This window comes from Nitrospirillum viridazoti CBAmc, assembly GCF_000730165.1.
Classification (GTDB): Bacteria; Pseudomonadota; Alphaproteobacteria; order Azospirillales; family Azospirillaceae; genus Nitrospirillum; species Nitrospirillum viridazoti.
Genome location: NZ_CP022111.1, coordinates 667,305 through 688,602, shown reverse-complemented (window position 1 = coordinate 688,602; position 21,298 = coordinate 667,305). Strand labels below are relative to the sequence as shown.

Below are 21,298 nucleotides of genomic sequence, written 5' to 3'. Positions count from 1 at the left end.
TTTTCCTATCTGGGGCCGGCGTCAGAAGCCGGCGGGGTCGAAGGTCTGGGTCAGGTCGCTGCGCCGGCCGACGATGCCCAGCCAGACATCGACGCGCGGCACCTCGGTCTCAAAGAAGAAGCGGCAGGCGGCCAGCTTGCCGGCACGGAAGGCCGTCTCGTCCGGGTCATCGGTGACGGCCAGGCTGCCCGCCACCACTGCCTGGTCCAGCCACTGCCAGGCCACCACGGCATGGCCGAAGGCCGAAAGGAAGGATGTCGCCTGCGCCAGGCTGGCGACATCGTCGCCGGCGGCCTTCAGATGGCCCACCAGGGCGCCGATGCGGGCCCAGGTGACGTCCAGCACATGGGCGAAGTCGGCCAGGGCCGGCAGGCGCCGTGCCCGTTCCACCGTCGCCGTCACGCGGTGGCGCAGGATGGTCAGGGAGGCACCGTCATCCTTCAGGGTCTTGCGCCCCATCAGGTCCAGGCCCTGCACGCCGGTGGTGCCCTCATGGATGGGGTTCAGGCGGTTGTCGCGGTACAGCTGCTCTACATCGAAATCGCGGGTGTAGCCGTAGCCGCCATGCACCTGGATGGCTAGGTCGTTGGCCGCCAGCCCCCATTCCGAGGGCCAGGTCTTGGCGACGGGGGTCAGCAGGCCCAGCAGGCTCGCCGCCTCATCCCGTCCCTCGGCGGGCCCGTGCAGTTCCTCATCCACCAGCCTGGCGCAGTACAGCACCAGGGCCAGCGCGCCCTCGGCGTAGGCCTTCTGTGCCAGCAGCAGGCGGCGCACGTCGGGGTGGTCGATGATGGCGATGGGCGGCCCCCCTCTGCCGCCAATCGGCCGGCCTTGGCGGCGGTCGCGGGCGTAGTCAACCGCCAGGCGGTAGCCGCGATAGCCCAGCATGGCGGCGCCGAGGCCGACAGAGATGCGGGCGCTGTTCATCATCTGGAACATGATGGGCAGGCCCTGCCCCACCCCGCCAACGCGATAGCCCACAGCGCCGGCGAGGCCGCCCGGCCGGTGGTGCGCGCCCTCACCAAAGTTCAGCAGGCAGTTGGCGGTGCCGCGATAGCCCATCTTGTGGTTCAGGCCCGCCACCACCACGTCGTTGCGCTGGCCGGCGTAGTCCGAGCCCGGGACCAGAACCTTGGGCACGACGAACAGGCTGATGCCCTGGGTGCCGGGGATCAGCTTGCCGTCCGGCCCTGGCATCTTGGCCAGCACCAGATGGATGATGTTCTCGCTGGCGTCCTGGTCACCGCCGGAGATCCACATCTTGTTGCCGAACAGGCGGTAGCGGGCGCCCAGCCCGTCATCGCCGTCGGGCACCGCGCGGGTGGCGATATCGGCCAGCGACGACCCGGCCTGGGGCTCGGACAGGCACATGGTGCCGAAGTAGCGGCCCTCGATCTCCGGCAGGGCGCAGGCCTTGACCAGCGCCTCATTGGCGTAGCGCACCAGCAGCTTGGCGTTGCCGGTGGTCAGCATGGGATAGGCCGACGTCGCCACGTTCGCGGCCATGAATTGCGCCATGGCGGCGCTGTAGGCCAGTTGCGGCAGTTGCAGGCCGCCGACCTCGGCATCGAAGGGGGCGGCGAACATGCCGACCTCCGCGAAGGCAGCCAGCGCCTGGTGGATGGCGGGCAGGATGCGCACCTGCCCCTCCACCAGGTGTGGTTCCTGGCTGTCGGCCGCCTTGTAGTGGGTCAGGAAGGTGTCCGCCGCCACCCGGCCCGCGATATCCAGCATGGCATCCACGGTTTCCACGCTGTGATCCCGGAAGTGCGGGTAGGCCAGCAGGGCCTCCAGGTCCAGCCAGTCATGCAATAGGAAGCCGAGGTCGCGGGCGCGCACCGGGGGCGTGGTCATGGGTGGCTCCTTCCTGCTGGCATCAGATGACGCTGACGCCGCCATCCACGGCCAGGATCTGGCCGGTGATGTGGCCGCCGGCGGCCGTGGCCAGCAGCAGGGCGGCACCCTTCAGATCCTGGTCGTTGCCCAGCTTACCGAGAGGGGTGCCGGCCACCAGGTCGGCCTCATGCTTGGCCAGGGTGCCGCGCGTCATCTTGGATGGGAAGAAGCCCGGCGCCAGGGCGTTGACGGTGATGCCATAGGGCCCCCACTCCGCCGCCAGCACGCGGGTCATGTTGACCAGGGCGCCCTTGGTGGTGCCATAGGCGACGGTGCCCATCATACGCGGGTGGTGACCTTGCAGTCCGGCGATGGAGGCGACGTTGACGATGCGCCCCCGCTTCAAGGGCAGCATGGCGGCCCGCGCCACGGCCTGGGTCAGAAAGAACACAGCGTTGAGGTTCAGGTCCACCACCTTGGCCCACTGTTCCGGCGTGTGGTCCTGCGCCGGGGCACCCCAGGTGGTGCCGGCGTTGTTCACCAGCACGTCGATGCGGCCCAGATCCGCCATCACCTTCTCCACCAGCGGGGCCATGGCCTCCTGCCGGCTGAGGTCGGCGGGAATGGCGGTGGCGGTGATGCCCTGGCCGGCTAGGTGGGCCACGGCGGCCTCCAGCTCTTCCGTCTTGCGGGCAACCAGCACGGGATGGGCGCCGAATTCGCCCAACGCCTCCGCGATCTGCAGGCCCAGCCCGCGCGATCCGCCGGTGATCAGGGCCACCTGGCCGGACAGGTCGAACAGGCGATGCAAGGCATCCGTCTTGGGGGCGGCAAGCGAAGACATGATGGGCGTTTCCTCCTGTCGTTCGGCATCCCGGATGCGTTGCCGGGGCCGGTATTTACCCGTGACCCGGCCCCTACGGGGTGGTTGCTGGGCGGGGGCACTGTATGCCATTGTTCGTTTGTTGGACAATTGAAATATCGCCCTGAAAACACAAGATCAATTCCGGCACGCGGCGGCTTGTGCTAGAGGAGCGTTCACAAGGACGGGCCGCAGTGAACTGCCGCCTGGGGTTTCATCACCCGTACGGGACCAGTGTCGGGCCTATCCGGCACGGCGGGCAAAGGGGCATTCGGCGCATGGCGTTCGCACGGCTGGCCATCCTGCCCACCTATAAGGTGGTCAGCGACACCATAGAGCGGGAGATCCTGGCCGGCAGGTTGAACGCCGGGGACATCCTGCCGACGGAAACGGAACTGGCCGATCAGTTCGGCGTCACCCGCCACACCGTGCGCGAGGGCATCCGCATCCTGGAGCAGAGCGGCCTGGTGCGGCGGGAGGCCGGGCGGCGCCTCTATGTCGCCGAGCCCCACTACGGCGATCTGGCGCCCCGCCTGTCCCGCGCCATGGTGATGCAGCGCGTCACCTTCCGCGAGTTGTGGGAGGTGTCGATGGATCTGGAGCCCAGCGCCGCCGCCCACGCCGCCGGCCGCATCGACGCCAGCCGCCTGGCGCAGCTGCGCGCCAACGTGGAGGCGACGGAGGAAGCCATCGCCGCCGGCACCTCCATCATCCCGCTGGACGTCGCCTTCCATATCCTGGTGGCGGAGGCGGCGGGCAACCGCGCCCTGCTGCTGGCACGCGAGCCGGTGACCCAGCTGTTCTATCCCGCCCTGGAACGGCTGTTCCGCCATCCCAAGACGTCGGCGGTGGGACCTCGCCGCTTGGTGGAAGCCCACCGCCACATCGTCGAGGCCCTGGCCGACGGCGACGCGGCGGTGGCGCGGGAGTGGATGCGCAAGCACATGGTGGATTTCCGCCGCGGGTACGATACCGCCGGCCTGGATCTGGACGAGGCCCTGGACCCAACCGCGGCGCCGCCCGCCGCCCCCCCGCCGCGGCGGTGATACCACCACCGCGAGGCGAGACATTTTCCCGCTTCGCGCACGCAGCAATTGCGATCACAACCGCGGTTCGGGCCCTTACCAGGTCGATAACCATAAACCGTTGGTGGTGCTGATAGATTCCGAATCGGACGACCGTTTCGGATGGAACGGATGCGCGCCCACCCCTTTAACCATGAATGGCGGTTGAACCCGGGGCACGGCTGGCCTACGCCATACGCATGTCACAGGATGGCAACCATGAGCCCGCCCGGACAATTCGTCGGACACACCGGAAATCATTAAGTAATTTCAGTGCACTAAAGCCATCTATGGCTCGACGCGCCCGCGCGTACGCGGACCGGTGGTGGCCCGCCCTTGGACCAATTGTCCAATCCCCCCTGCACAATGAACTCGATAAATGACGCGGCGGAGGTCTAGTTCTTTTGCAGTGCGAAACCTCACGCGATGCGGCGAGGTGGCGTCCCTTCTCATGCAGGCCGGCGAGGGCCGGCATTGAGGAGTCAACGCCACAACCCAAGTACGCCAATGGCTAAGCGCCCAAAAATTAGAATCATGAGTTGACGATCAATCACGGCTTTACGTGGACAGAATGACTGCGACCCTTAGAATTTTGCGGAGCCTTCGCGGCCGCACAAAATCCCTGGCGGCACTCATGGCCGCTGCGCCCTTCCTCAGCGGCTGCGACATGGCCCTGCTGGATCCGGCGGGCCCCATCGGTGCCGAGGAAAAGTCGATCATCATCCTGGCCACGTGCCTGATGCTCATCGTCGTGATCCCCGTCATCGCCATGATCTTCCTGTTCGCCTGGCGCTACCGCGCCTCGAACAAGGCGGCGACCTTCAAGCCGGACTGGGACCATTCCTCCAAGATCGAGCTGGCGGTGTGGGGCATCCCCTGCGTCATCATCGCCGTGCTGGCCTATGTCACCTGGGTGTCTTCGCACACCCTGGAGCCCAGCCGTGAGCTGGTCGCCGACAAGAAGGCCGTCGAGGTCGAAGTCGTCTCGATGGACTGGAAGTGGCTGTTCATCTACCCCGAGCTGAACATCGCCTCGGTGAATGAGCTGGCCTTCCCCGCCGGCACCCCGGTCCACTTCAAGCTGACCTCGGCCACGGTGATGAACTCCTTCTTCATCCCGCGCCTGGGCAGCCAGATCTACACCATGCCCGGCATGGAGACGAAGCTGAGCCTGCTGGCCGACGCCGCCGGCGACTTCGACGGCCTGTCCGCCAACTACAGCGGCGGCGGCTTCTCCGACATGCATTTCGTGGCGCACGCCATGACCGACGACGCCTTCGCCCAGTGGGTGGAGAAGGCGCGCGCCGGCGAGGGCAAGCTGACGATGGCCAAGTACCGTGATCTCGCCAAGCCCAGCGAGAAGGACCCGGTCTCCTACTACGCCGAGGTCGAGCCCACGCTCTACCACGACATTCTCAACAAGTGCTCGGACGGTTCCACCTGCATGGACGCGACGGTCAGCCTGGCGATGGCCAAGGAAGTGGCCGGCGGCGACCTCCAGCTGTGCAATCCCGCCAAGCCGAGGGGTTAATCCATGTTCGGTAAACTGACTCTCGAGGCCATTCCCTACCACGAGCCCATCATCATGGGCGCCGTGGCGATGATGGTCCTGGGTGGTGCGGCCCTGTTCGCGGGCATCACCTACTTCCGCCTGTGGGGGCCCCTGTGGTCCAAGTGGCTGACCTCGGTCGACCACAAGAACATCGGCATCATGTACATCATCCTGGCGCTGGTCATGCTGCTGCGTGGCTTCGCCGACGCCGTGATGATGCGCACCCAGCAGGCGATGGCCTCCACCGGCGCCGCCGGCCCGCTGCCGCCCGAGCACTTCGACCAGATCTTCACCGCCCACGGCGTCATCATGATCTTCTTCATGGCGATGCCCTTCATGGTCGGCCTGATGAACATCGTCGTGCCGCTGCAGATCGGCGCGCGCGACGTGGCGTTCCCCTACCTGAACAACCTCAGCTTCTGGCTGACGGCTGCGGGCGCGCTGCTGATCAACATCTCGCTGGCGGTGGGTGAATTCGCCCGCACCGGCTGGCTAGCCTACCCGCCCCTATCGGAGCTGCAGTACAGCCCGGGCGTCGGCGTCGACTATTACCTGTGGGCCCTGCAGATCTCGGGCGTCGGCACCCTGCTGGCGGGCGTGAACATGATCACGACCATCCTGAAGATGCGGGCCCCGGGCATGACGCTGATGCGCATGCCGATTTTCACCTGGACCACGCTCTGCTCCAACATGCTGATCGTGGCGGCCTTCCCCATCCTGACGGCCACGCTGGCGATGCTGTCGCTGGACCGTTACTTGGGCATGCACTTCTTCACCAACGACGGTGGTGGCAACGCCATGATGTACGTGAACCTCATCTGGGCCTGGGGCCATCCTGAGGTGTACATCCTGGTCCTGCCCGCCTTCGGCATCTTCTCCGAAGTCATCTCCACCTTCTCGTCCAAGAAACTGTTCGGCTACACCTCGATGGTCTACGCCACGGTCTGCATCACCGTGCTGTCGTTCATCGTGTGGCTGCACCACTTCTTCACCATGGGTGCCGGCGCCAACGTGAATGCCTTCTTCGGCATTTCCACGATGATCATCTCCATCCCCACCGGCGCCAAGATCTTCAACTGGCTGTTCACCATGTACCGCGGCCGGGTGCAGTTCACCGTTCCGGTGCTGTGGACCCTGGGCTTCATGGTCACCTTCGTCATCGGCGGCATGACCGGCGTGCTGATGGCGGTGCCCGCCGCCGACTTCGTCCTGCACAACAGCCTGTTCCTGATCGCCCATTTCCACAACGTCATCATCGGCGGCGTGCTGTTCGGTTACCTGGCCGGCTTCACCTACTGGTTCCCCAAGGCCTTCGGCTTCAAGCTGAACGAGACCCTGGGCAAGGTGTCGTTCTGGTGCTGGCTGGTCGGCTTCTATCTGGCCTTCATGCCCTTGTACGCCCTGGGCCTGATGGGTATGACCCGCCGCATGAACCATGTCGACAACGTCATCTGGCACAACTACCTGCTGGTCGCGGCCCTGGGTGCGGCGGTCATCGCCTGCGGCATCGGCGCCTTCGTCCTGCAGATCCTGGTCAGCGTGCTGAACCGCAAGGCCCTGCGCGACCTGACCGGCGACCCGTGGAACGGCCGCACGCTGGAGTGGGCCACCTCGTCCCCGCCGGCGTTCTACAACTTCGCCGTCGACCCGGTCGTCACCAGCCGCGACGCCTTCTGGGAGCAGAAGCAGACCACCGGTGCCGGCCTGCAGCCCCTGCCGGCCTACGGCAAGATCCACATGCCCCACAACACGGGCACGGGCGTCATCCTCGGCGGCTTCATCGCCGTCCTGGGCTTCGCGCTGATCTGGCACATCTGGTGGCTGGCGGTTGCCGCGTTCGCCGCCGCCGTGGCGGTGGGCATCGGCCACACCTTCAACGAGAACCGGGACTACTACGTCCCCTCCGAGACGGTGGCCGAGACCGAGGGCAAGTACTTCAAGCAACTGACGTCGCAGGTCTAAGACGATGAGCAACGCACATTCCGTCGCGGCCGCCGACGCGGCCCTGCTTCATGCGGTGGAGGCTCACGACGAGCACCACCACGACGATGGTTCCAAGACCACGCTGGGGTTTTGGATCTACCTGATGAGCGACTGCATCCTGTTCGCCGCCGTGTTCGCGGCGTTCGCGGTGCTGCGCGGACAGACGGCCGGCGGGCCGGACGCCAAGGAGCTGTTCAGCCTGCCCTACGTGGCCGGTGAAACCGCCTTCCTGCTGGTGTCCAGCTTCACCTACGGCATGGCCATGATCGCCGCCGAGAAGCAGAAGCAGTCGGCCACCCTGCGGTGGCTGGGTGTCACCCTGCTGCTGGGCCTGGGCTTCATGTTCATGGAACTGCATGAGTTCGCCGAGCTGATCGGCGAGGATGCGGGCCCCGACCGGTCGGCCTTCCTGTCGTCGTTCTTCACCCTGGTCGGCACCCACGGCCTGCACGTCCTGTCCGGCATGGTCTGGATGGTGACGCTGATCGCCCATGTGCTGCGCCGCGGCCTGACGCACGCCAACATTGTCCGCCTGACCTGCCTCAGCCTGTTCTGGCACTTCCTGGACATCGTCTGGATCGGCGTGTTCACCATCGTCTACCTGTCGGGAGTGGCCGCGTGATGGCTACCGCACACACCACTGCTCACGGCCATGATCATGGCCACCATGGCGAGGGCGCTCACGGCAGCGTGAAGTCCTACATCGTCGGCTTCGTCCTGTCGGTCATCCTGACCGCCATCCCCTTCGGCCTGGTCATGTCCGGCGCCCTGCCGGCCGGGACCGCCATCCCGGTGTGCTTCGGCCTGGGCATCGTCCAGATCATCGTGCACCTGGTCTACTTCCTGCACATGAACAGCTCGTCGGCCCGGTCCTGGAACATGGCCGCGTTCCTGTTCACGCTGCTGATCGTCGCCATCCTGGTGGTCGGTTCCTGGTGGGTCATGCTGCACCTGAACGCCAACATGATGCCAGGCGCCATGCCCATGGAGTAAGGCGTCTTTCCCGGGGGCCAGGGGTGGATCAGACTCCCCCCTCCCCCGGGGCGCTTCCCCACCATACCCGCGCTGTTGACCACCGTCAGGGCGACCACGAGACCACCCCGGCCCCTGCGGCGGGATGGCCCCGTGGTCGCCTTCGTCATTGCCGGCCCCCCGTTGAACCGTTAGTCCTACCGGAAAAGACATCCGTCGCCGGGAGGGACTAGGGACAGGATGGAAGAGATTTCGATCCAGGACACCACCAACAAGAAGAACCTGCTTCTTCTGGTCACCCTGCGATGGCTGGCGGTCGGCGGTCAGGTGGCGACCATCGCCATGGCCCAGGCCTGGTTCGATATCGAACTGCCCCTCATCCCCATGGCCGGTGTGGTCCTGTTCCTGGTGCTTTTGAACCTGGTCAGCCTGTACCGCAGCCGCACCAGCCCGCACATCGCCAACGGCGAACTGTTTCTGGGCCTGCTGCTGGACGTGGCCGCACTTACAGTTCAGCTGTACCTCAGCGGCGGCGCCACCAACCCCTTCGTCTCCCTGTTCCTGCTGCAGGTCATCTTAGGCGCCGTACTGCTGAGGCCGATCCTGACCTGGACCCTGGTGGGGCTGACCAGCGCCTGCTTCGTCGGCTTGACGGCCTATCACCGCGACATCGCCCTGTTCTCCCAGGGGCTGGCCTCGGCCGGGGGCGCCTGGCCCCGGGTGTTCGACCTGTACCTGGCCGGCACCTTCATCTGCTTCCTGCTGGCGTCCGTGCTGGCGGTCAGCTTCGTCACCCGCATCAACGGCAATCTGCGCCAGCGCGACGCCCGCCTGTCCGACCTGCGGCAAAAATCGGTGGAGGAGGACCACATCGTGCGCATGGGGCTGCTGGCCTCGGGTGCCGCGCATGAGCTGGGAACGCCGCTGGCCACCCTGTCCGTCATCCTGAACGACTGGCAGCACATGCCGGCCAATGAGCGGGACGCCGAACTGCTGGACGACGTGGCGGAGATGCAGGCGGCATTGGCCCGCTGCAAGGAGATCGTGTCGCGCATCCTGCTGACGGCGGGCGAGGCGCGGGGCGAAGGGGCGGAGCGCACGACCCTGGTGCGGTTCCTGGACGCCGTGGTGGCGGACTGGCGCCGGGCCCACGCCGACCGCGCCATCGACTACACCAACCACATCACCGACGATGTGGCCATCGTGTCCGACACCGCCATCAAGCAGAGCCTGTTCAACGTCTTCGACAACGCGTTGGAGGCCAGCCCCACCTGGGTCGGTATCGACGTCGCCTGCCATGACGGCCTGCTGACCGTCACGGTGCAGGACCGGGGGCCGGGCTTCGCGCCCGACATCCTGGCCCGCTTCGGCAAGCCTTACCAGTCCACCAAGAACAAACCAGGCCGTGGCCTTGGCCTCTTCCTTACGGTCAATGTGGCGCGCAAACTGGGTGGGCGGGTAACCGCCGACAACAACCCAGCCGGTGGCGCCACCGTGGAACTGCGCCTGCCCATCGAATCGCTGGTGATCGAGGATGCCGATGATGGACGATAATCCCATTGCCGACGAGGACGCCCCCGTCCTGCTGATCGTGGAAGACGACCCGTCCTTCGGCCGGGCGCTGAAACGGTCGTTCGAGCGGCGGGGATATCATGTGCTGAGCTGCGACCGGGCGGAAGCCGTGCCCGACCTGCTGACCAAAGAGGCGCCCGACTTCGCCGTGGTGGACCTGAAGCTGGCCGGGGCCTCCGGCCTGGAATGCGTGAAGATGCTGCACGCCCATGATCCGGAGATGAAGATCGTGGTGCTGACCGGCTTCGCCAGCATCGCCACGGCGGTGGAAGCGATCAAGCTGGGGGCCTGTCACTACCTGGCCAAGCCGTCCAACACCGACGACATCGAGGCCGCCTTCGGCCGCACCGAGGGCGACAGCGGCGTCGGCCTGACCACCCGCGCCACCTCCATCAAGACGCTGGAGTGGGAACGCATCCACGAGACCCTGGCCGATACCGGCTTCAACGTCTCGGAAGCCGCCCGCCGCCTGGGCATGCACCGCCGCACCCTGGCCCGCAAGCTGGCCAAGCAGCGCGTGAGTTGATAACGATTGACGGCACAACTTTGCTCGGTTGGAAATAGGCCCCGCTAAAAACGGGGAGGTGTCATGGATCTGTTCAGTCTGGCGGGCAAGCGGGCACTCATCACCGGATCGACACGGGGCTTGGGCCATGCCATCGCCCTGGAAATGGCCCGCGCCGGCGCGACGGTGGTCATCTCCAGCGAAGTGCCGGACGATTGCGCCCAGGTGGCGGCGGCGTTCGGAGCCCAGGGGTTGAGCGCCCTGGCCATTCCCTGCGACGTCAGTGACGACGACGCCTTGGACGACCTGGGGGCGGCCGTGGAAAACCGCCTGGGCGGTGTGGACATCCTGGTCTGCAACGCCGGCCTAAACCTGCACAACGGCCCCAGCGCCACAACGCCGGACATCGCCTACGACCGCGTCATGGCCATCAACCTGCGCAGCGTTTTCCGGCTGTGCAACCGCGTCGTCCCGGCCATGGCGGCGCGCGGCGACGGCGCCGTCATCCTGATGTCCAGCCTGTCCGGCCTGCGCGGCAACCGCAGCCTGGGCGTCTATTCCATGACCAAGGCGGCCCTGGCGCAGATGGCGCGCAACATGGCGGTGGAGTACGGCCCCGGCAATGTGCGGGTCAACGCCATCTCCCCCGGCCTGATCGACACCGACCTATCGGCGGTGTTCAAGGCCGACCCGGCCCGTTTCGAGAAGCGTATGGCCCAGACGCCCCTGCGGCGCATGGGCACGCCGCGCGAAGTCGCCGGTACCGCCGTCTATTTGGCTTCAGCCGCCGGCGCCTTCGTCACCGGCCACAACCTGGTAGTGGATGGCGGTACGCTGATTACGGATTGACCGGCACCGGAGGAATGTTCAGGCCGCCAGCGCACCGCCGGCGGGCCCCGCCGGCCCATCCAGCACAGCGTCCGGCGCCGCGCGTCCCCGCAAATGACCCAGCACGGCATTGGCGATGTCCAGCTCCGGCGTCGGAGGGCCGGCGTCGAACCGCCTGAAGAATCCTGACAGCAAGTCCGCCGCATCGGTGGCCCCTCCCTGACGGATCTGCCGCCGGGCCAAGCTGATCCCCAGCCGCAGCTGCCAGGACAGGGTCCCTTGACCATCCGCCATGGCCAGGGCCTGACGATAAAGGGCTTCTGCGGCCTCCCCCTCGCCGAGGCGCACCAGCATCTCGCCGCGCAGGCGCATCAGTTCCGGCTGGGCCCAACCTTCCTGGTTGGCCTGGGCGCGGGACAGCGCGGCTTCGACCATTGCCAGCCCGCCGGCCAGATCGCCCGCCCGGGCCAACGCCAAGGCCGCTTCCCGCACCAGGACGCCGTAGCGGGGGTGGGACACGTCCCCCAGGGCGGCCATCCGGCCACGCAAATCATCCAGCATGGGGGGCGTTATCCCTTCCCCGGCGAATTTCAGGCGCAGGATCAAGTCCAGGCACCGCGCCCAGGGCTGCCAAATCATCAGGCCATGCCGGTCCGCCAGCGTCAGCAGCTGGTCGTTGTGTCGCCGCGCCGCTTCCCAGTCGCCCGTCAGCATGGCCAAAGGGCAAGCCGACTGCCCCAGCACCAGACAAGAAGTATAGGCATGGTCCATCGCCGCCGCCTGCTCCATGCAACGGCGCAACTGCTCCATCCCCTGGCGCACGTTCCCCTGCAACCAGAGCATTCCGGCCAAGGTGCTGCGCGCCGCGATTTGCTGGTCCAACTGGAAACGGATGCGCTGCCCCGTGGCGGGCCCGCCTTCCGCCAGGCCCAGCGCCGCCTCCGTATGGTGCCGGGCGGCCGTCTGGTCCCCCAGCACGTGAAACGCCGCACCTACCATGCGCTCCGCCGCCGCCAGCGCGAACCGGTCGCCACCGTTCATCGCCTCGATCCGCATGGCCGCGGCCAAGTCCAGCGCCTGGCGCACATTCCCCTGATCAAAATAGATGGAATAAAGTCCCACCTGGGCCTGCTGCCGGGCATTCTGGTCGCCCAGCGCGGCGGCGGCGGCCAAGACCGCCGCCCACATTCGTATCACTTGCGGCGGCGGCTCGGCGCCCGTCACGGTCATCGCCGCGGCCTGCAACACATGCAAGTCCAGGCTTTGCCGGTCATCGGCGAAGGGCTGCGGAGCAGTCAGCGCCCGAGCCGTCCAGCGCTGGCATTCCGCCCACAGGGATTGGCACTTCCATAACGGTGCCACCGCCAGAACCAGGGCGCGGCCCTTGCCGATCCCTCCGTCACCGGCTTCCCCGAAGAACCAATCCAGGCCCTCGCGGATATTATCCAGATCTGCCCCGTGGCGAAGCAGCATCTCGTCAGCCGGACGGGCCGCCCATGCCGGCAGGATCGCCTGGAACAGGCGCAGGTAATGGGCAGCATGGGCCGCGCGTGTCTCCGCCCCCAGGCCGCTGGCCTCCAGCCATTCCCGCGCGTAGGCGCGCACGGTGTCCAGCAGGCGATAGCGCACCTCCGCCCCCCGCCGGTCGGCCAACACCAGGGACTTGGCCACCAAGTCGTCGACGACGTGCCCGCTGGTGCCCTCGCCGCCCATATCGGCTGGAGGCACGACCGCCATCGCGGCGGCCGCGTCAAAGCCACCGACGAACACCGACAGCCGGTTCAGCGCCGCCCGCTGCGCCCCGGACAGCAAGGCATAGCTCCAATCGAAGGCCGCCCGCAGGGTTTGATGGCGCGGCGGGGCCGTGCGGCGCCCACGCACCAACAAGCCCAGGCGGTCGTCCAGCCGGCGTGCCACACCGGCGATGCCATAGGCGGCCACCTGACCCGCCGCGAGTTCCAGGCCCAGGGGAATGCCGTCCAGGCGCTGGCATATCTCCGCTGCCGCCGGCGCCTCGGCGTCTGTCAGCGCGCCGCCGGACACCGCCGCCATCCGCGCTGCGAACAGCTGCACGGCGGAATGCGCGAGCGCCTGGCGGGCGCCCAAACCTTCGGCCCGAATGGGCACCACCAGTGGCGCCAGGCGGTGGACCTGCTCCCGCGCCAGCCCCAACGGCTCCCGGCTGGTGGCCAGGATGTCGAGACCGGGCGCGCCGGCCAACAGGGTGTCGGCCAGCGCCGCTGCCGCTGCGATCACCGGCTCGCAACTGTCCAGCACCAGCAGCATGCGCCGGGGCTTCAGGAAGGCCAGCAAGGCCGGAACCGGGTTGGCGGCTTGGATATGGGGCGCCAGGCGGGCGGCCACGGTGGCCGGCACCAGATCGCCCTCCCCCATGGTGGAAAGGTCGACCAGGGCCACACCGTCAGGGTATCGCCCGGCCACGGCGGCGGCCACGGCCAAGGCCACCGTCGTCTTGCCCATGCCGCCGGCCCCGGCGACGGTCAGCAGGCGCTGCCGGCCGAGACGCGCCGCCAGCGTGGTTATGGTGTCATCCCGGCCCAGTGGCCGAGCCAGTTGCCGCGACAGGGCGAAGGCGGCGAAGGCCGGGGACGACGGCGGAGCCTTGCCCGCGCCCTCTTTCAACACGTGGGCGACAAAGCGGTAGCCCTGACCCGGCACCGTGCCGACATAGGGGCCGTCGTCGCCATCCTGGCCCAGGGCGCGGCGCAGATTCGCCATCTGGACACGCAGATTGTTTTCCCCCACATGCAGGCCCGGCCAGACGCGGCTTTCCAGTTCCGCCCGGCCCAGCACCGCCCCCGCCCGTTCCACCAGCGCCAACAGCAGATCCAGGGCACGGCCGCGCAAGTCAATGGGCTGTCCCGCCGTCAGCAGTCGGCGGGCGGGATAAAGGCTGTAGGGGCCGAACCGGTAGATGGTTTCGGCCGATGGCGTTGTCGTTGCTTGTTCAGGCATGGACCAAGCCGGGAGTGGGCTGCGGCGCCAATCCGAACAAAGTTGGTTAATAAAGGCAACAATTCCCCGGTCACCCTATACGCCTGCCTTAGATGGAACCGCGTTCAGCCAGTTCCAATGTCCAGGGGGCGGAGCCGGCGGTAAAGCGGTGCGCCAGGAAATCCAGTAGTACCGCCACCCTGGCGGCGCGCGGGCCGCCCGCCGGCGTCACCAGGTTGATGGCCAGGGGCGGCGGCGCCCAGTCGGGGCAGGCGACCACCAGGCGGCCGTCGCGCACCGCCTCCCACGCCAGGAAATCCGGCTGCATGGCCACGCCCAGCCCGGCCAGCAGCGCGTCCTGCAGCGCATCGGCGTTGGTCGCGCTCAACGGGCCCTTGACCCGTACCGATTCCTCGGTGCCGTCCAAATGGATGAAGCGCCACGTCTCCCCGGTCGCCAGATAGCTGTAGACCAGGCAGGCGTGGTCCTTCAGGTCGCGCGGCCGGGCGGGCATGCCGCGGCGGGCGAAATAGCTCGGCGCCCCGACCACCCAGCGCCGCACGGGGCAAAGACGCCGGGTCATAAGGCTGGAGTCCGCCAGTTCGGCAATGCGCAGCGCCACATCCACGCCCCCCGCCACCAGATCCACCAGCCGGTCATCCAGCTGCAAGTCCACCGTGACCTCGGGGTAGGCCGTCAGGAAGTCCGGCAAGGCCGGCGCCACGTGGCTCACGCCGAAGGACATGGGGGCGGCCAGGCGCACCCGCCCGCGCGGCTGGCTGGACTTGGCCTGGGCCTCCGCCTCCACGGCTTCCCCCTCGGCCAGGATCTGCGCCGCGCGCACCGCCAGCACCCGCCCAGTCTCGGTCAGGGAGAAACGGCGGGACGTGCGGTGGATCAGCCGCTCGCCCAGCCGTTCCTCCAGCCGCTTCATGGCCTTGGAGACCGTCGCGTTGGAGACGCCGAAATCACTGGCGGCGGCGGCGAAGGAGCCAGTTTCCGCCACCTTGGCGAAAATGGCCCAGGCCTCAAGGTCGGGGATGGGCATGAGGTTCTCCAGCGCCATGATATCAAAAATGGAAATGATGAAGTTCCATAGTTTCTATTTTCACCAGCGTCAACCGGGACCATCTTAGGTCCTGTCAGCGGCGCCCCCCGACGCCGCGCCGAAGATGAAAGCAAGGAGCTTTGTCATGATCGAACGTCGTCCGTTCGCCAAGCTGGGTGGCGCCAACCATGGTTGGCTGAAGGCCAAGCACCACTTCTCGTTCGCCAGCTACTACGACCCGTCCAACATGGGCTGGGGCAGCCTGCGGGTCTGGAACGATGATGAGATCGCGCCCAAGTCCGGCTTCCCGCCGCACCCGCATGCGGACATGGAGATCATCACCTATGTCCGCGACGGCGCCATCACCCACCAGGACAGCCAGGGCAACGAAGGCCGGACCGAGGCCGGTGACGTGCAGGTGATGTCGGCCGGTTCCGGCATCCGCCACTCGGAATACAACCTCGAGAATGAGACCACCCGCATCTTCCAGATCTGGATCCAGCCGGAGACGCGGGGCGGCACGCCCTCCTGGGGGGCCAAGCCCTTCCCCAAGGCCGACCGGTCCGGCAAGTTCGTGACCCTGGCCAGCGGCTTCACCGGCGATGAGGGTGCCCTGCCCATCCGTGCCAAGGCCCGGGTCATGGGCGCCACGGTGAAGGCGGGTGAGCGGGTGACCCTGACCGTCGACCCCAGCCGCCATGTCTACCTGGTCCCGGCCAAGGGCGTGGTGGAAATCGACGGCGTCCGCATCGAGGCGCGTGACGGCGCCGCCATCACCGACCAGACCACGGTCGAGGTGGTGGGTGTCGAAGACGCCGAGGTGGTGCTGGTCGACGCCGCCTGACGAGTACCGGGGCGCCGTCGCGACGGCGCCCCGCCCGTCGGCCTTATCACCGGCCGAACCGACGCACGGGCTTGGAACGGCGCGACGAGGCCCTAAATGCTTGATGCTGGCCGCCAATACCGGCGGTTCCTGGCGATAGTCGCGCAACCGTTCAAGACGGGGGCAACCCTACAAGACAGGAGCGAAACGGGCTGTTACGCCCACGCATCCTTACGATCCATGACGGGAGTTCCGACCCATGAGCACCAAGCCGAATTTCCAGGGCGTCCCGGGCGCGCTGACGCCGCTGCTGGCCGACATGTTCGCCCTGTACCTGAAGACCAAGAATTTCCACTGGCACATCTCCGGCCCGCACTTCCGCGAATACCATCTGCTGCTGGACGCACAGGCGGCGGAGATTTTCGCCACCACCGACGCCATCGCCGAGCGCGTGCGCAAGGTGGGTGGCACCACCCTGAAGTCCATCGGGCAGATCGCCAAGCTGCAGCGCATCAAGGACAACGACGCCGAGAAGGTAGGCGCTCTGGACATGCTGCGCGAGCTGCACGAGGACAACGTCACCCTGGCCGGCATCCTGCGCGAGGCGCATGAGGTCTGCGACGAGGCGGGCGACGTCGCCTCCGCCAGCCTGCTGGAAAACTGGATCGATGAGGCGGAAGAACGCGCCTGGTTCCTGAACCAGACCATCGCCAAGGACTGATGCCCTTGTTCCGGCCGGCTTTTCTTTCGGCCGGTTCATCATTTCAGCGCACAAACCGCCAAATCGCGTTCAACCCTGCAAGTCACCGGCCCCCGTCGCCCCTACCTTGGGCGCCGTCGGGGGCCGGGTTCCCGGTTCCGGACATACCAAGGAACAGCAGGGTCATGACTCTGAACCACGACATCCACCCATCCCCAGCCAGCGACGGCCGGCCGACCGTCGCTGGCGGGCCGGACGCCGCCCGCCGCGCCGTGCTGATGGGCGGCGGCGCCATCGCCGCCCTCGCCATGCTGCCCGCAGGCGCCGCGACGGCCCTCGCCGCCCCCACCGAAACCGCTTCCCCCGCCACCGGCCCGCACGCGGCCGACAAAGGAACCCATGCCATGAGCTTCATCACCACCAAGGACGGCGTCCAGATTTTCTACAAGGACTGGGGCCCCAAGACGGCGCAGCCGATCGTCTTCCATCACGGCTGGCCGTTGAGCGCCGATGATTGGGACAACCAGATGATGTTCTTCCTGGCCCATGGCTATCGCGTCATCGCCCATGATCGCCGCGGCCACGGCCGGTCCACCCAGACCGACACCGGCAACGAGATGGACACCTACGCGGCCGACGTCATCGCTCTGGCTGCGGCGCTGGACCTGAAGAATGCCGTCCATATCGGTCATTCCACCGGCGGCGGCGAAGTGGCGCGCTATGTCGCCCGGGCCGAAAAGGGCCGCGTGGCCAAGGCCGTGCTGATCGGCGCCGTCCCGCCCATCATGGTGAAGTCCGACAAGAACCCGGGTGGCCTGCCCATGGAGGTGTTCGATGGCTTCCGCACCCAGCTGGTCGCCAACCGCGCCCAGTTCTACCGCGACATTCCGGCGGGCCCCTTCTATGGCTTCAACCGCCCCGGCGCCAAGGTGTCGGAGGGGGTGATCAACAACTGGTGGCGCCAGGGCATGATCGGCGGCATCAAGGCCCATTACGATTGCATCAAGGCGTTTTCGGAAACCGACTTCACCGAGGACCTGAAGAAGATCGACGTGCCGGTGCTGATCATGCATGGCGATGACGACCAGATCGTGCCTATCGCGGACTCCGCGCATCTCGCCATCAAGCTGGTGAAGAACGGCACCCTGAAGGTCTACAAGGGCCTGCCGCACGGCATGGCCACCACCCACGCCGACACCATCAACCCCGACCTGCTGGCGTTCGTTAAGGGCTGACCGGCCTTGTGACGGGCTCGGGAAGGGGGGCGCGGCCCATACCGTGTCCCCCTTCACCTGTGCCGCCGTCCGCCGCCGGGCGCAGCAGATAGACCATCAGCGACGCCCCGGGCATGGACGGCAGCAACAGGGGCACGAAGTCGTATTCCTGCCGGCCCCGCACCGGATGGTTCACCCATTTGCGCCCCGCGCACAGGGCCCGCACCTCCTGCCCCGGCCACACCCGGCGGAAGGTGTCGCTGGCCACCAGCAGATCGTCGATCAAGGTCCGGAATCGCGGGTCGTTGGCATGGGCAGCACTCTGTCCCCGAAAGATGGAGGCCAGCGCGCGGGCGGTGGCGTTCCAGTCCGCCCTTTCCTCCGGCGCGGGGGAGCGGGTGAAGTAGCGCCACAGCATGTTGCGCCCATAGGCCGGTGCATCGGCGTCGAAGCGGAACAGGTCCGCCGCCCCCTGGTTCCAGGCCAACACGTCCCAGCGCGCATCCACGATGTAGGCCGGATCCGGTTCCAGGCGGCGCAACAGCGCCAGCGACTGCGCGTCCACCCCTTCGCCCGTGCCCTCCAGCCGGGCCGGGGGACGGCGGCCGGCCAGGGTAAACAGATGGTCCCGCTCCACCGCCGTCAGGCGCAGGGCGCGTGCCAGGTTGGCCAGTACCTGATCGGATGGGCGCACGTCCCGTCCCTGCTCCAGCGCCGTATACCAGGCGGTGCCGATGTCGGCCAATTGCGCCACCTCCTCCCGCCGCAGGCCGGGGGTGCGCCGCCGCCGACCTGCGGGCAGGCCCACCGAGCCCGGATCCAGATGCCGGCGCCGGTCACGCAGGAAAGCGGCGAACGCCAGGTTGCCGCCGTTGGCGGAGACGCCGGCCGGTAAGGGGCTGTCCATAGCCTGATAGTCCCAATAGTAGGATAACTGGATTCTTCTTATAGGATATCGCACCCATCATTCTCTGGTCCAGACCGGGTGGCACACGGCCGCCCCGCCCGATTTCCTGACCGGAGACTGATCATGACACATCCCCTCCCCACCGACTCACGCGTGGCCCTCATCACCGGCGCCAACAAGGGCATCGGGCTGGAGATCGCCCGGGGCCTGGGGCGCCATGGCATCACCGTGCTGCTGGGTTGCCGCAATGAGGCGCTGGGCCGCGACGCGGCCGGCCACCTGACGCAGGAGGGCTTGCACGCCCACGCCCTGACCCTGGACGTGACCGACGCGGCCTCCGCCCAGGACGCGGCGGCGCGGATCGCTCAGCGCTTCGGCCGGTTGGACATCCTGGTGAACAACGCCGGCATCGCGGCGCGGGAAGAGGCCGACGCCGCGCGCGAGGGCAAGCCCCTGGTGGACGTGGAGGTGATGCGGCGCGTCTATGAAACCAACGTCTTCGGCCCCGTCGCCGTGACCCAGGCCATGTTGCCGCTGCTGCGTCAGGCGCCCGCCGGCCGCATCGTCAACGTTTCCAGCGGTCTGGGCTCGCTGACCAATATGAGCGATCCCAGCCATCCGTATGCCGGGCTGGCCGTCCCGGCCTATGCCTCGTCCAAGGCGGCGTTGAACGGTGTCACGGCGCAGTTGGCCAAGGTGCTGAAGGACACGCCCATCAAGGTGAACAGCGCCTGCCCCGGTCACTGCGCCACCGACCTCAACCGCCACAGCGGGCCGCGGACGCCGGCGCAAGGGGCGGTGACGCCCATTCGATTGGCGCTGCTGCCGGCCGATGGGCCTACCGGCGGCTTTTTCAACGACGAAGGCGCCTTGCCCTGGTGACGGCGCGCCGGTGAGATGCGGCACCGGATCGGCGGGGTGGTGATCCCGCCGGTCCGTCCAGCTTAACTGGAATCCGGTTATACGCCGTCAACCGGACGTCACCGTGGTTTTCAGGTTCAGCGTGCCGACAGGTGACGTGCCGTAGCAATTCTCGGCCGCCCAGGTGCAGCCGGTGCCGCTGACCATGTCGAAGCCACCGCCCGACTGGCGCATCAGCACATGGCCGGCGGCGTTGCCGTTCACTTGCGCCAGCCGCGATTTGCCGGTGGTCGCCATGGCCCCGCCCGACGACTGGTCACAATTGTCCAGCACCGTCAGGTTGCTGAACCAGCCGCGCACCATGTAGGTGGCCCCGCCGCCCTCATTATAACCGGTGCAATTGCGCAACCGCATCTGCACCAGGCCGTAGACATGGGCGCCGTTGGGGTCGCCCGGCGACAGCGACCGGCAGTTGTTCTCAAAGCCCACCTGCTCGATGGCCGCACCGCTGGAGGTGCCGTTGTTGTAGTAGAAGCCGTAACTGCCGTTGTCGCGGCAATAACCGCCGAAGATACGGACGTCGGTGGTGCCGCCGTATGTCGAATCAAAGTTGGTGGCCATCATCCCGCACTTGGTGTTCTGGGCGAAGAAGCAGCCCACCACGGTGATGGCGGAGCAAACGCCGCCCTTGGACTGGGCGAAGACGGCGCCGTTCTGCTTGCAGTCCTGGAAGAAGCAGCCGACCAGCAGGGATTCGAAGACGTTGCCCTCGAACAGCAGGCCATTCAGGCCGGCGCCCTCGATGCACAACCCGTCCAGCGTGACGTTGTAGAAGAAATAGGAACTGCCGTAGGCGATGATGCGCAATCCGTTGCCGTCCTTGCCGCTGCCCAGGATCTTCATGGCGCCCAGGATGCGGAAGTAGCGGACGGTGTTGACCGCCTGCAGGCTCATGATGTCGGTGCCGTTGGTGATGGTGGACACCAGCGTGGCGCCCTGCGCCTGCAGTCCCCAAGGCTTGCCCGCGTCCTGGGTGGACACGAAGGAGATGGTCTTGGCGATGGCGTAGGTGCCGGCCGGCACGATGACCATCAGGCCTTTGGTGGCCGCCGCCGCCAGGGCCTTGGAAAAGGCGGCGCTGTCGTCGGTGACACCGTCGCCAACGGCGCCGTAGTCATAGATGGTGGGGGTGGCCCTGGCCGAGGTGGTCTGCGCCACCTGGACGGTCCCCTCGGCCTCGTCAGGGGCCGGGGCCGCGCCCGCGCGCGCGGCGGCCACCGCAGACAAGCCGAAGGGCAGCGCGGCACCGGCCGCGATCAAATGTCGGCGATCCATGATTTACCTCGCTGAAGACCAAAGTGTCCCGCCACTGTCCCTGTTAAAGCCTGAATTTCCTGGCCGTTTAGGAAGTTCCAGCTTAAGGAGCGCTAGACCTATGGGGGAAGAGGGTGGCAGCTCTCTTTCGGCGGTGCCGTATCAGAATTCACCGACATGTACAGTCTCGCAAGACGAAAACCGCGCAAAGAGAAGTAGCATTCGATATACCTCGGACAGCAAATTCCCCGCCATTTTATACCGAGTCCATGCACCACTGGAGACATAGGCAGGTTTTAGTC

18 protein-coding genes are annotated in these 21,298 nt (G+C 67.1%); 12 read left to right on the top strand and 6 right to left on the bottom strand.

Annotated features, from left to right (window positions below; genetic code table 11):
- Positions 1-21 precede the first annotated feature (21 nt).
- Together Y958_RS16420 and Y958_RS16415 are read right to left on the bottom strand one after the other, a co-directional pair.
- A complete protein-coding gene (locus Y958_RS16420) occupies positions 22-1,854 on the bottom strand; it encodes an acyl-CoA dehydrogenase (RefSeq protein WP_088873095.1) in 1,833 nt (610 codons plus the stop codon).
- A gap of 22 nt (positions 1,855-1,876) precedes the next feature.
- Complete coding sequence (locus Y958_RS16415) at positions 1,877-2,680, bottom strand: SDR family oxidoreductase (RefSeq protein WP_040849430.1); 804 nt, start codon at positions 2,678-2,680, stop codon at positions 1,877-1,879.
- Between the two features lie 296 nt (positions 2,681-2,976).
- On the opposite strand from Y958_RS16415, the gene Y958_RS16410 reads away from it, so the two are divergent.
- The 8 genes from Y958_RS16410 (at position 2,977) to Y958_RS16375 (ending at position 11,195) form a co-directional block, all read left to right on the top strand.
- Positions 2,977-3,744: a FadR/GntR family transcriptional regulator gene (locus Y958_RS16410; protein ID WP_088873094.1), complete on the top strand. Its 768-nt coding sequence runs from the start codon at positions 2,977-2,979 to the stop codon at positions 3,742-3,744.
- Positions 3,745-4,396: 652 nt separating this feature from the next.
- On the top strand, positions 4,397-5,293 hold the full coding sequence (gene cyoA, locus Y958_RS16405; RefSeq protein WP_088873093.1) for a ubiquinol oxidase subunit II: 897 nt from the start codon (positions 4,397-4,399) through the stop codon (positions 5,291-5,293).
- Between the two features lie 3 nt (positions 5,294-5,296).
- A complete protein-coding gene (gene cyoB / locus Y958_RS16400) occupies positions 5,297-7,276 on the top strand; it encodes a cytochrome o ubiquinol oxidase subunit I (RefSeq protein ID WP_088873092.1) in 1,980 nt (659 codons plus the stop codon).
- 4 nt (positions 7,277-7,280) lie between these two features.
- On the top strand, positions 7,281-7,919 hold the full coding sequence (gene cyoC, locus Y958_RS16395) for a cytochrome o ubiquinol oxidase subunit III (protein ID WP_088873091.1): 639 nt from the start codon (positions 7,281-7,283) through the stop codon (positions 7,917-7,919).
- Positions 7,919-8,290: a cytochrome o ubiquinol oxidase subunit IV gene (gene cyoD, locus Y958_RS16390; protein WP_040849428.1), complete on the top strand. Its 372-nt coding sequence runs from the start codon at positions 7,919-7,921 to the stop codon at positions 8,288-8,290. Before cyoC ends, cyoD begins: the two co-directional genes overlap by 1 nt.
- A gap of 219 nt (positions 8,291-8,509) precedes the next feature.
- Positions 8,510-9,823, top strand: coding sequence for an ATP-binding protein (locus tag Y958_RS16385; protein WP_088873090.1), 1,314 nt, complete (start codon positions 8,510-8,512; stop codon positions 9,821-9,823).
- The gene (locus Y958_RS16380; protein WP_088873089.1) at positions 9,810-10,367 is read left to right on the top strand and encodes a response regulator transcription factor; all 558 of its coding nucleotides are present in this window, start codon (positions 9,810-9,812) and stop codon (positions 10,365-10,367) included. Before Y958_RS16385 ends, Y958_RS16380 begins: the two co-directional genes overlap by 14 nt.
- A gap of 63 nt (positions 10,368-10,430) precedes the next feature.
- The gene (locus Y958_RS16375) at positions 10,431-11,195 is read left to right on the top strand and encodes an SDR family NAD(P)-dependent oxidoreductase (RefSeq protein ID WP_088873088.1); all 765 of its coding nucleotides are present in this window, start codon (positions 10,431-10,433) and stop codon (positions 11,193-11,195) included.
- A gap of 18 nt (positions 11,196-11,213) precedes the next feature.
- On the opposite strand, the gene Y958_RS16370 is transcribed toward Y958_RS16375, so the two are convergent.
- Both Y958_RS16370 and Y958_RS16365 read right to left on the bottom strand, forming a co-directional pair.
- Positions 11,214-14,150 (bottom strand): ATP-binding protein, encoded by a 2,937-nt coding sequence (locus tag Y958_RS16370; RefSeq protein WP_088873087.1) that lies wholly within the window; start codon positions 14,148-14,150, stop codon positions 11,214-11,216.
- 88 nt (positions 14,151-14,238) lie between these two features.
- Positions 14,239-15,177: a LysR family transcriptional regulator gene (locus tag Y958_RS16365; RefSeq protein WP_088874038.1), complete on the bottom strand. Its 939-nt coding sequence runs from the start codon at positions 15,175-15,177 to the stop codon at positions 14,239-14,241.
- A gap of 145 nt (positions 15,178-15,322) precedes the next feature.
- On the opposite strand from Y958_RS16365, the gene Y958_RS16360 reads away from it, so the two are divergent.
- The 3 genes from Y958_RS16360 (at position 15,323) to Y958_RS16350 (ending at position 17,935) form a co-directional block, all read left to right on the top strand.
- Entirely contained in the window at positions 15,323-16,021 is a 699-nt protein-coding gene (locus tag Y958_RS16360; RefSeq protein ID WP_088873086.1) for a pirin family protein, read from the top strand.
- 238 nt (positions 16,022-16,259) lie between these two features.
- Complete coding sequence (locus tag Y958_RS16355; protein ID WP_088873085.1) at positions 16,260-16,721, top strand: Dps family protein; 462 nt, start codon at positions 16,260-16,262, stop codon at positions 16,719-16,721.
- A gap of 164 nt (positions 16,722-16,885) precedes the next feature.
- Positions 16,886-17,935 carry an alpha/beta fold hydrolase gene (locus Y958_RS16350; protein WP_425600684.1) on the top strand — a complete coding sequence of 350 codons (1,050 nt, stop codon included), beginning with the start codon at positions 16,886-16,888 and terminating at the stop codon, positions 17,933-17,935.
- On the opposite strand, the gene Y958_RS16345 is transcribed toward Y958_RS16350, so the two are convergent.
- On the bottom strand, positions 17,925-18,821 hold the full coding sequence (locus Y958_RS16345; RefSeq protein WP_088873084.1) for a helix-turn-helix transcriptional regulator: 897 nt from the start codon (positions 18,819-18,821) through the stop codon (positions 17,925-17,927). The two genes, Y958_RS16350 and Y958_RS16345, sit on opposite strands and share 11 nt — an antisense overlap.
- A 123-nt stretch (positions 18,822-18,944) precedes the next feature.
- Between Y958_RS16345 and Y958_RS16340 the strand changes: the two genes are divergently transcribed.
- Positions 18,945-19,703 (top strand): SDR family oxidoreductase, encoded by a 759-nt coding sequence (locus Y958_RS16340; protein ID WP_040846272.1) that lies wholly within the window; start codon positions 18,945-18,947, stop codon positions 19,701-19,703.
- Between the two features lie 87 nt (positions 19,704-19,790).
- On the opposite strand, the gene Y958_RS16335 is transcribed toward Y958_RS16340, so the two are convergent.
- Positions 19,791-21,017, bottom strand: coding sequence for a glycosyl hydrolase family 28-related protein (locus tag Y958_RS16335; RefSeq protein WP_088873083.1), 1,227 nt, complete (start codon positions 21,015-21,017; stop codon positions 19,791-19,793).
- Positions 21,018-21,298: the final 281 nt, after the last annotated feature.